At 39.8% G+C, this 9,337-nt stretch carries 7 protein-coding genes; 4 read left to right on the top strand and 3 right to left on the bottom strand.

Annotation, left to right across the window (positions count from 1 at the left end):
* Positions 1-769 precede the first annotated feature (769 nt).
* From CSV73_RS07070 to CSV73_RS07045, 3 genes are all read right to left on the bottom strand, one after another.
* Positions 770-1,348, bottom strand: a complete 579-nt coding sequence (locus CSV73_RS07070; RefSeq protein ID WP_099627025.1) for a Fic/DOC family protein — start codon at positions 1,346-1,348, stop codon at positions 770-772.
* Positions 1,349-1,779: 431 nt separating this feature from the next.
* A complete protein-coding gene (locus tag CSV73_RS07060) occupies positions 1,780-2,211 on the bottom strand; it encodes a hypothetical protein (protein ID WP_099627024.1) in 432 nt (143 codons plus the stop codon).
* A 747-nt stretch (positions 2,212-2,958) separates the two neighbouring features.
* Entirely contained in the window at positions 2,959-3,231 is a 273-nt protein-coding gene (locus CSV73_RS07045; protein WP_099627021.1) for a hypothetical protein, read from the bottom strand.
* A 582-nt stretch (positions 3,232-3,813) separates the two neighbouring features.
* On the opposite strand from CSV73_RS07045, the gene CSV73_RS07040 reads away from it, so the two are divergent.
* From CSV73_RS07040 to CSV73_RS07025, 4 genes are all read left to right on the top strand, one after another.
* Positions 3,814-4,905: an NAD/NADP octopine/nopaline dehydrogenase family protein gene (locus tag CSV73_RS07040; RefSeq protein ID WP_099627020.1), complete on the top strand. Its 1,092-nt coding sequence runs from the start codon at positions 3,814-3,816 to the stop codon at positions 4,903-4,905.
* 256 nt (positions 4,906-5,161) lie between these two features.
* Complete coding sequence (locus CSV73_RS07035) at positions 5,162-6,643, top strand: S-layer homology domain-containing protein (RefSeq protein ID WP_099627019.1); 1,482 nt, start codon at positions 5,162-5,164, stop codon at positions 6,641-6,643.
* A gap of 139 nt (positions 6,644-6,782) precedes the next feature.
* Positions 6,783-7,682, top strand: a complete 900-nt coding sequence (locus CSV73_RS07030; protein WP_099627018.1) for an ABC transporter ATP-binding protein — start codon at positions 6,783-6,785, stop codon at positions 7,680-7,682.
* Positions 7,682-9,262, top strand: coding sequence for an ABC transporter permease (locus tag CSV73_RS07025; protein WP_099627017.1), 1,581 nt, complete (start codon positions 7,682-7,684; stop codon positions 9,260-9,262). The genes CSV73_RS07030 and CSV73_RS07025 overlap by 1 nt, the downstream gene beginning before the upstream one ends.
* Positions 9,263-9,337: the final 75 nt, after the last annotated feature.

Below are 9,337 nucleotides of genomic sequence, written 5' to 3'. Positions count from 1 at the left end.
TTTTTTATAATTGTCCTTTACAAAGGGTACATTTTAATGTGTTGGGAGGACTTTTTTGGGTTATAGAAGTGATTTGAAATTCTGATACTGAGGATGTATGTGTAAACTGAATCAACCGATGATGGGGGAGTGGTTGGGACCCGTTGATCTGCGCTGCAGCCGGACGCGTGTCCTATGGGCGGGCGGTGAACCACACTCCTCGCTTCGCTCGCTAGGTGTTTCACCTGTCAAAGCAAAGATGTGCTCCTTCTCGCTACGCTTCACTCGCAAAAGCCGTTCTTCGTTACGGCTCTCGCTGATGCTCCCCGAGTCGCCGGCTGTAGCGAAGAGCAACTAAGTGACTACGAATAAGCTTCTTCCACAATCTGCGCTCGATAACCTAATAAACAGGTGAATATATTCGATCTGTATCGGTATCAATCACAAAATCGACATGCATATCACTGTAAAAGGGAATTTCTTCATAATTTGAGATTCTGCAAAACACGCTCGGGAGATTCTTAATATCATAAGACCATTCTTTTGCCTGTAAATAGATTCTCTTTAATTCTTGCCGACTAATCTTTTTTCCAGTAATTAAAACTCGATGAAAATATCCGTCAATTTCAATAACCAATATTAACACTACCGATTGCTAATCAGTCATATAGCTTAGATTTTTTGTTTTATATGCTTCCTTCTTCAATCTAGCCCGTTTAAGGCACAGTAGTACTCCAATTTCAAATGAAATAATGGGACCAATCCGTGTAAAAGATTAGCCCCAGTTTCCTTACTCGATATATTCTATAGTTTCCAAGAAGATTTTTCTTAATGCTCCCAAATCAATGACCGATTGAATCATTGCTTGTATATACTCTTCACTTTCAATGGCTTCATACGCCCATTCTATTCCTCGCTTCATTGCGTAAGCGTGTAAAAAGATCCGAATTGTTCTTCCATTTCCTTCACGAAAGGGATGCAACATGTTAAGTTCTGATTTAAAATAAGCTAAACGATTCGCAGCTTCATCTAATGAATTCCAGATGGGCTCTTCATTTAGCTGTAAAAATAAATCGTTCGCATAATCTTTTAAAAACTGTACTTGGCAGAAACGAGTATTTCCTTTCATCAATTGAACGTCTCGAAACTCTCCTGCAAATGGGTAGATATCCTGAAACAAATAATAATGCAAGTTTTGAAAATCTTGCAAAGTAAATGAATCCATATTGAAATCGTCTTGTTCCATGGACGTCGCTCGAAGAGTGAAGGCCAATGCTTCAGCTCTTTCAAGTTCATTGTGAGAATCGATCTCCAATAAATTATGTGTTAGAAGATAATCGTCATTGTCTTTTTCATTATACTTTCCCATGACGCAATATATCCTTTATCAAAGTAGGGGTAATTGAAGTCTGTGTATTTATAAGTTCAAGTACTTTTTTTTGCAAATCAAGAGAAAGACTCAGACTTTCCAAGTGAAGATTATGCATCACTTTCTTGAATTCCTTCGACTCTAGAGTTAGTTCCTTCATGCTATACAACCCCTTTCTCAATACTGCTTTATCTTTCATTATACAGTTCAAAATCCGTAATTGCTATTATGAAAAACTAGTAAGTGAGCATGCACAGTTAGAAAAATTCAACGCTAAATTCAGTATTCTCATTAAACCCAGCTTAATTCCCATTAAGGGTTTATGGTCAATTCTTACGCGGGAATATTAACTCCACAAAATGACCTTTCCACAGATCAAAGTCAATTCCTAGTGCGACAATCGCGCCCGATTGATTAACAAAATACTACCATTAATATTCAATAATATTTAACCATTGACCATCGGGACCGATAGTTACATGAGGAATCTTATTCGATTCAAATATCTTAAAAAGATTATTGCTCTTCTTGTTTTCCTTAAATAAAATATCAGATATATCGATATTTGAAAAAACTATATCGATCACGGCTGATCTTAAATAAAATTCATAAATAAAATGTTTTTCTCTGTCTTTTACAAAACCAATATAACCTGTAGTTTTTGGGAATACGTGCGGCAATTTAACTTCTCTAACTTTGATAAAATGGTTTGAAAGCTCATTAATTAACTCTTTTTCCCAGTCAGGGATAATGGCATATATAAAACATTCTTGATTATAAAAAGAAGAAATTATTCCAATAAAATCTGCTTTAGATATATTTTCATCAAGCACTAACTCTTTTGCTATTGAAGAACCACTCATCAACATCACACCTCTTTTCCAAAATCACATATTTATTTAACTTGTTATTTGTACAACAATCTGGCCCTATTCTTGCATAACCTTGTTCCGTTAATACACCCGTTAATAGTAGTTTTTATTCCAAATGTCTCTCTGGAATTTTGAGGAACCAAATATATATAGACAATGCAATTATAGCTCCATATAATAATTTGACTTCGATAAAAATCATTACAAATAGATAGCTTAGAAGAAAAGTTAATATCCCACCCAATATAGAACTTATCGTTTTCGGTAATAAAAATTTATAACTTAGTTTATAAAAAATGAAGCCACCAACTGAACTTACAAAAATCGATAACACCAATATATATATAAAGCTTAATGACATTCTATCCCCATCCTTTTTAATGATTTGCCTCGTTTGGTGCATAACGGTTGTTCAGTTAACGCACCCGATTACGACATGGTATTAGAGTATATTTTGAAATATATACAGGACTACGATGTACAATAAATAAATGGTTGCAAATATTGGGATTGCGTAATATGATACTCTTCCGAATTTGTCTTTTCTACTGAAAAAGGATAAACCGAATGAGAGTGCTACAAGGATAATTCCAAATGGTATTATAATAAAAAAATCATCTGCAAAAATAAAAATGCAAATCAAAATAATTCCTACAATCAGACTAATAAAAGAAAGTATTCCTAAACTACGTTTACTTTGCAAGAGTGTGACCTCCTAAATTCGCCATAAGTAATCCACTAAAACAGCATTTTAACGATATAAGTCTCGATTGCAGCAAGAATCTTGTTCATTTGTTGCCCCGAATGTTTAAATATTTCGTTCTCTTTTTGCCGTATTGACCATCTTGAGTAAAAAAATAACTCACCGATTATTAATCCAAATAAAATAGCGACAACAGCAGATTTATAATCAGGTTTATCAAATGAAAATGTAATAACTATAAATCCAATTAATAAACCAAAAGTAATACTTATATAGGATTTATATCTTTCTTTCAGATAAATTTTCATAGTCAATCACCTTTCTGATAGCTATTCATTAATCTGACCCGTTTACCGAAGATCATCATGACTTCAACCTCATTGAAAACAAATAAACAATTCTTACTAAAATTATTGCCGTCACCATGGATCTGAAGTGTAAATCCGAGCTTTATGTTTCTGTCTATATTTTACAATACTACTCAACATTTCCTACTATTTCAATAAATTTTCAAAGTCCTTTACTACATAATAGTCCAGCATCGTTCTGAAAATCCCCTTTGTGCAAGTAGAAGAAGTCTTTTTCACATAATGTCACTACACTCTTTAATTCAGCTACCATTGTCTAGTTAATAATTTAGTAACTATTCCTATAATTATCTAAATTTTCTAATATGTTGTATGCTAAGGAAGTAATACAGAAAAGTTAATCAATAGAAAAAAGAAAGCAGTCTTTTTTCGTAGAAACTTGTCTTCATTTTAATGAGGGAAAATGTATTCTAAAAAAACCTTATAGTAGACTCTTTGCAAACACTTTTAAAGGTTTATATAAAATGGGCCCGTAACTATGAAATTGATGAATCTTTATATCAAATCATTGGAGGGAACTTTATGAAGATTACAGTAGTAGGAGCAGGGCACGGAGGTACGACAATTGCAGCGGATTTAAAAATGAAAGGTCACTTGGTCACCTTATTAAAAACATCCAAGGGGCTGCATACTGAACATTTCGATCATCTGGTGAGAAATAAAGGTGAAATTACGTTGCTAGATCATACTGTAGAAACTACTGTGCATCTCGACTTAGTTACGACTGATGTCCAATTGGCTATTAAAGATGCGGAAATCATTATTATATATGTGCAAACAAATTATCATGAGGACGTAATTAAACGTATGATTCCATTCATGAATGAAGATCAAATTGTGTTGCTGGAACCAGGGTACTTATCTACTGCCTATTTCTTAAAACACGAAAAAGAGAAAAGCTTCACTATAGTGGAAGCACAAAGTTCTCCAATTGATTGCCGAATTGTAGAACCTGGAAAAGTGAAAGTTTTATTCAAGAATGTGCGAAACCCTGTAGCGATATTTACGAATCGCAATGAAAAAGTGATACAGGAGATGTTGGATACACTTCAATATCACTTCGTTTATCTCGATTCGGTCATCGAAGCGGCTCTTCACAATCCTAATTTAATTGTTCATACAATCGGTGGGATTATGAGTATTCCCCGCATTGAACATACAGACGGAGATTATTGGATGTATAAAGAAGTATTTACACCGCATGTTTGGAACATCGTCAACAGTCTAGACGATGAAAAAATGAATATTCTTGAAGCCATTGGGGCAGAAAGATTACCCTATGTAGAAGCATGTAGGTACCGTAATTCTGAAGATCTAACGATTGACGCTAAAGAAGCGTTTCTTACGTACGCAAAGAACAGTTCGCCAGAAGGTCCGTTTGTGGCGGATTCCAGATTCATTACAGAAGATGTACCGGAAGGCTTAGTGTTATTAGAATCACTTGGTCACATGTTGGGTATTAAAACACCTACTTGTAGTAGCTTGATCGATATAGCTTCTGCAGCGTTAAACGTAGACTTCAGAGAGAATGCCAGAACAGTAGAAGTACTTGGCAAGGAAAATCTCGAGAAAATAATTGGTTTCACGAATCATGACTTTATGATACCAGCGTAAGAAACGACCAAATCCACAGATTCCTATTTTAAAAGACCCCTTACAGATAGAAAGCATTCTGCGAGAGGGGTCTTTAATTTGATTTATACCGCTATCAGATCTTTCTCAGCGTGTTATTTGATAATCCAAAAATCCGTCAGTTTCTATTATGTAGTGCATTAATCTAGAGAGAAATTAATTCGAAAAACTTTGAAACTATTTCTGTAATTCTACGTCTGTACGGTATATTACTAGATTATGGAGAGGATGAAGTCGAATGAAGAATAAAATCATAGCGGTACTCGGTGCGATTTTGCTAGTATGTAGTGTACCTTTATCAAGCGCTGCTGCAGGCAATTCGGGGTTTCCCGATGTTCCAGATTCGAAGCATTTCGCGGAAGCGGTGAATGACTTGGCGTCACGTAATATAATTGGAGGCTATCCAGACGGTACATTCCGGCCAAATGACTCTATTACGAGAGGGCAGGCGGCTGCCATTATCGTGAAGATGACGAAACTTCCTACTACGAATATAAAAGATCCAAAATTTAAAGACGTTTCGACTGCAAATGGCTATTATAAAGCGATTGCGGTACTAGCGGAAAAAGGAGTCATCAACGGCTATGGTGACGGACGATTCGGACCAAATGATTCGATTACGCGTGCGCAAATGGCTTCGATCATCATCAAAGCGTTTGAATTGCCACTGTATCATGATCCGGATTACGGATTTTTGGATGTTGCACATAAAAATGGCCACCGTGAGGGAATATATAGTCTGTATCAACTCGGGCTTACAACAGGGACGTCTCCAACGACATTTAGTCCAAACGCTTCCATTACAAGAGGTCAAGCAGCGAAATTACTAAAAGCGGCGGAAGATGTGAAGCCTGGAATTCTTACGATGCATGCGAAAGATTTTAAATGGAAGAGATTTAACGATGTCAGCAAAACGAATTCGAATGTATTTGATGTCGTGGCAGACAGTGAAATCCCAAGCCAGCCCAATTTGAAAACAAAGATTCATATTGTTCCAAAAAAAGAAGGAACGGCTACACTGACTTTTTCAGGGGCAGCTTCATCCGATACATCCGATAAAAATTATAGAAAGTACTATGTACATGTCAAAAAAGTGAATGGTGCATGGGATATTTCATTGGAAGAGACGGCAGATATCTATTCCACACCTGTAGAGCTGTGGAATCATTATGAAAGAAGAGAAAATAATGAACCGTTTATAGATGCTACGTCGATTACTCTTTCGACAGCGGAAGGAGAACTGGTGAATGATCGCGTAGGGTTTAAGCGATGCGCAAGTCAGTTATTGCAATATTGTAATACTATCCAAATGGATCAGCCGGGCGAATTTATTGCGACGGTTACGTATGCTGACGGCGAGAAAATACGTTATTATATCTCATCGACTGAAGTAAAAGAACAATTTTATTATTCCGTCCATGTCACGCCAATCAAACCGAATGAAGTGCTGAGCATCTGGGAAGGCGCTAAACTAGGCAAGCATGTGTTGCCTAAAGGAAGTGAACAGATTGCCACGGTGACCAGAGACCCGGGAACGAATGTGTTCCGTATCACACCGAAGAAGCCAGGAGATTTCTTTGTCGACTTCCCGGAAGCTAAAGGAGTGTCACAGGGAAATCACAGGATTTACGATGGTATCCGAGTGAGAGTCAGTCAACTAGGCCCTTACCTACATGTAGACGCAACAGTTAGTGACGAAGATGATATGATTTTTCATTAATAGAATATAAATGAGCAAAGCAGGCATGGATCGCATGTCTGCTTTTTTGGTGTTTGTAAAAAAGTATCTTGAGCCGTCTAGTCCTATGCTACACTGGAATTAATAAAATAATCTGACACAAACTAAGGAGGGCATGTAGATGAATGTGATTGAGATGAACCAAGTGACGAAAGTTTTCGATACGCATCAGGCGTTAGATGGACTGGATGTAACAGTGAATAACGGCGAGGTGTTCGGTTTTATCGGACCGAATGGGGCAGGAAAGTCGACGGCAATTCGGGTTCTGCTTGGTATGCTTCGTGCGACGAACGGAACCGCGACGATTTTTGGCAAGGACGTGTGGCGAGATGCCGTGGACATTCATCGACGTGTTGCGTATGTGCCAGGGGACGTAAATTTGTGGCCACAATTGACGGGCGGAGAAGTCATTGATTTATTCGCGAGCTTACAAGGGGAAATTAATGAACAAAAGCGTGAACAATTACTTGTGCGTTTTCAGCTAGATCCGACGAAGAAGTGCCGAACGTATTCGAAAGGAAATCGTCAGAAAGTCGCTTTGGTGGCGGCGTTTGCCTCCGATGCAGAATTATTTTTGCTAGATGAACCGACGTCTGGACTCGATCCGTTAATGGAAAAAGTGTTTCAGCAATGTGTGGCGGAAGTGAAGGCGGAAGGGAAGACGGTATTGTTGTCTAGCCATATTTTGTCGGAAGTTGAGAAGCTGTGCGATCGCGTTGGCATCATCCGACAAGGACGTCTAATCGAGTGCGGGACGTTGAATGAACTACGGCATTTGACGCGGATGCAATTGACGGTGGAGACCAGAAAGCCGATTGAGTCACTCGTTTCGTGGCAAGGTGTCCATGATGCAGCGCAGACAGAAACTGGCTGGACATTTCATGCGGATGCAGGTGAAATGGAAGCGATTATGCAGAAGCTAAGCGCGCACGGTATACGGAAAATCGAAAGTGCGCCGCCTACGCTAGAAGATTTATTCATGCGGCATTATGAAGAAACTGCGGAAAGTAGGGAAGTGTGATGAAGGGGGCTCCATTTGCAGGTGTTCTCCGTCTATCTCGATTCATTATCAGGCAAGATCGCATGCGTTATTTGTGGTGGCTCGTTGGCATCATCGCCATGACGCTGGTCGTACCGCCGGCTTTCAATGAATTATACCCGACCGAGCAGGATCGTAACATCATGGCAGAAACGATGAAAAATCCGGCGATGGAGGCAATGGTAGGTCCTGGAGATTTAGCGAATTACACGCTTGGCGCCATGGTCTCGCATCAGATGCTATTGATGACCGCCATCGCAGTCGCCATCATGAATATTTTATTGATGGTGCGACATACGCGGGCAGAGGAAGAAGATGGGCAGGCGGAATTACTACGTTCGTTGCCGATTGCACGGCATTCGCAATTAATGGCTTCAATGCTTACGCTGTTCGTTGTCAATTTGCTTATCGCATTGCTGATCGGTGTGGGCTTGTATAGTCTTTCATTGGATAGTATGGGGCTGTCTGGATCACTTATTTACGGTGCATCGCTTGGTGCGGTCGGCTTGTTTTTTGTAAGTGTTACAGCGGTTTGCTCGCAACTCTCGGAAAGTTCACGGGGTGCAGTCGGTCTGTCGTTTACGGTGATGATCGGCTGTTATGTATTGCGGTCGGTTACTGAGTGGATTCCGCCGTTTGGTTGGCTTACGCAAGTTCAGCCGTACAGCGATGATAACTGGGTGCCGATAGGGGGATTACTAGTCGCAAGTCTAGTATTGTGTGTGTTGGCTGTAGTTCTGCAAGGCAAACGCGATATGGGCTCGGGTTTTCTTCCGTCACGAAGCGGTCGAGCACATGCTTCGATTGGGTTGCGTCATCCGATTGGGCTCGCTTGGCGACTGCAAAGAACCGCGTTCATTTCTTGGGCGATTGGTATGCTAGTGCTCGGGTTATCTTACGGTTCGGTCCTCGGAGATTTAGATTCGTTTTTTCAAGATAATGACCTGCTCGCTTCGATGATTGTAGCGGATGAAAACAGTTCATTGACTGCGCAGTTCCTGCCGATGCTGATGGCGGTCCTGGCATTCATTAGTACGATTCCCGCGTTGCTCGCCATCCATAGAGTAGTGGGCGAGGAGCGGAAATCGCGTGTAGATCATTTGCTGGGGCGGGCCGTTTCAAGAAAGAAATTACTCGTTTCCTATTTGGTGCTGGCGTTGTTCACTGGATTTGTGATGCTGAGCTCTTCAGCACTCGGTTTATGGTTAGCCGGCACTACATCGATGGAAGATCCGTTCCCGTTCATCACCGTATGGCAAGCTAGTATCGTTCATTTTCCTGCGGTCGTCGTCATGATTGCCATCAGCACATGTTTGATTGGCATCGCAGAAAAAGCAACGGGCTTCGTTTGGCTCTATTTATTTTACGGATTCCTTACGTTATATTTAGGTGGCTTGTTCCAGTTTCCTGAATGGATGGAAAAGCTTTCGCCGTTTGGCTTTGTTTCCAAGTTGCCAATTGAGGACATGAATTGGCTGCGCGCTGGCGGATTGATAGCAGTGGCTATTGTATGGATTGTTTTCGGTATAAATCGGTATACCAATCGAGATATAGAAGGATAAGGGTTTGTACATTACTTATGCATCCTCCCATGATCTATAGCTAACTGAAAAAAGCGTTCTACTTAATAACTAAGT

Origin of the sequence: Sporosarcina sp. P1, assembly GCF_002743155.1 — a bacterium.
GTDB classification, from domain to species: domain Bacteria; phylum Bacillota; class Bacilli; order Bacillales_A; family Planococcaceae; genus Sporosarcina; species Sporosarcina ureae_B.
Note: the sequence above shows the minus strand (reverse complement) of the source record. Positions and strands in the feature narration are given on the sequence as shown.

Bases quoted from the DNA above. Each gene is read 5' to 3' on its own strand.
- CSV73_RS07070 (WP_099627025.1), bottom strand. From the start codon at position 1,348: ATGGGAAAGTATAATGAAAAAGACAATGACGATTATCTTCTAACACAT.
- CSV73_RS07060 (WP_099627024.1), bottom strand. From the start codon at position 2,211: ATGAGTGGTTCTTCAATAGCAAAAGAGTTAGTGCTTGATGAAAATATA.
- CSV73_RS07045 (WP_099627021.1), bottom strand. From the start codon at position 3,231: ATGAAAATTTATCTGAAAGAAAGATATAAATCCTATATAAGTATTACT.
- CSV73_RS07040 (WP_099627020.1), top strand. From the start codon at position 3,814: ATGAAGATTACAGTAGTAGGAGCAGGGCACGGAGGTACGACAATTGCA.
- CSV73_RS07035 (WP_099627019.1), top strand. From the start codon at position 5,162: ATGAAGAATAAAATCATAGCGGTACTCGGTGCGATTTTGCTAGTATGT.
- CSV73_RS07030 (WP_099627018.1), top strand. From the start codon at position 6,783: ATGAATGTGATTGAGATGAACCAAGTGACGAAAGTTTTCGATACGCAT.
- CSV73_RS07025 (WP_099627017.1), top strand. From the start codon at position 7,682: ATGAAGGGGGCTCCATTTGCAGGTGTTCTCCGTCTATCTCGATTCATT.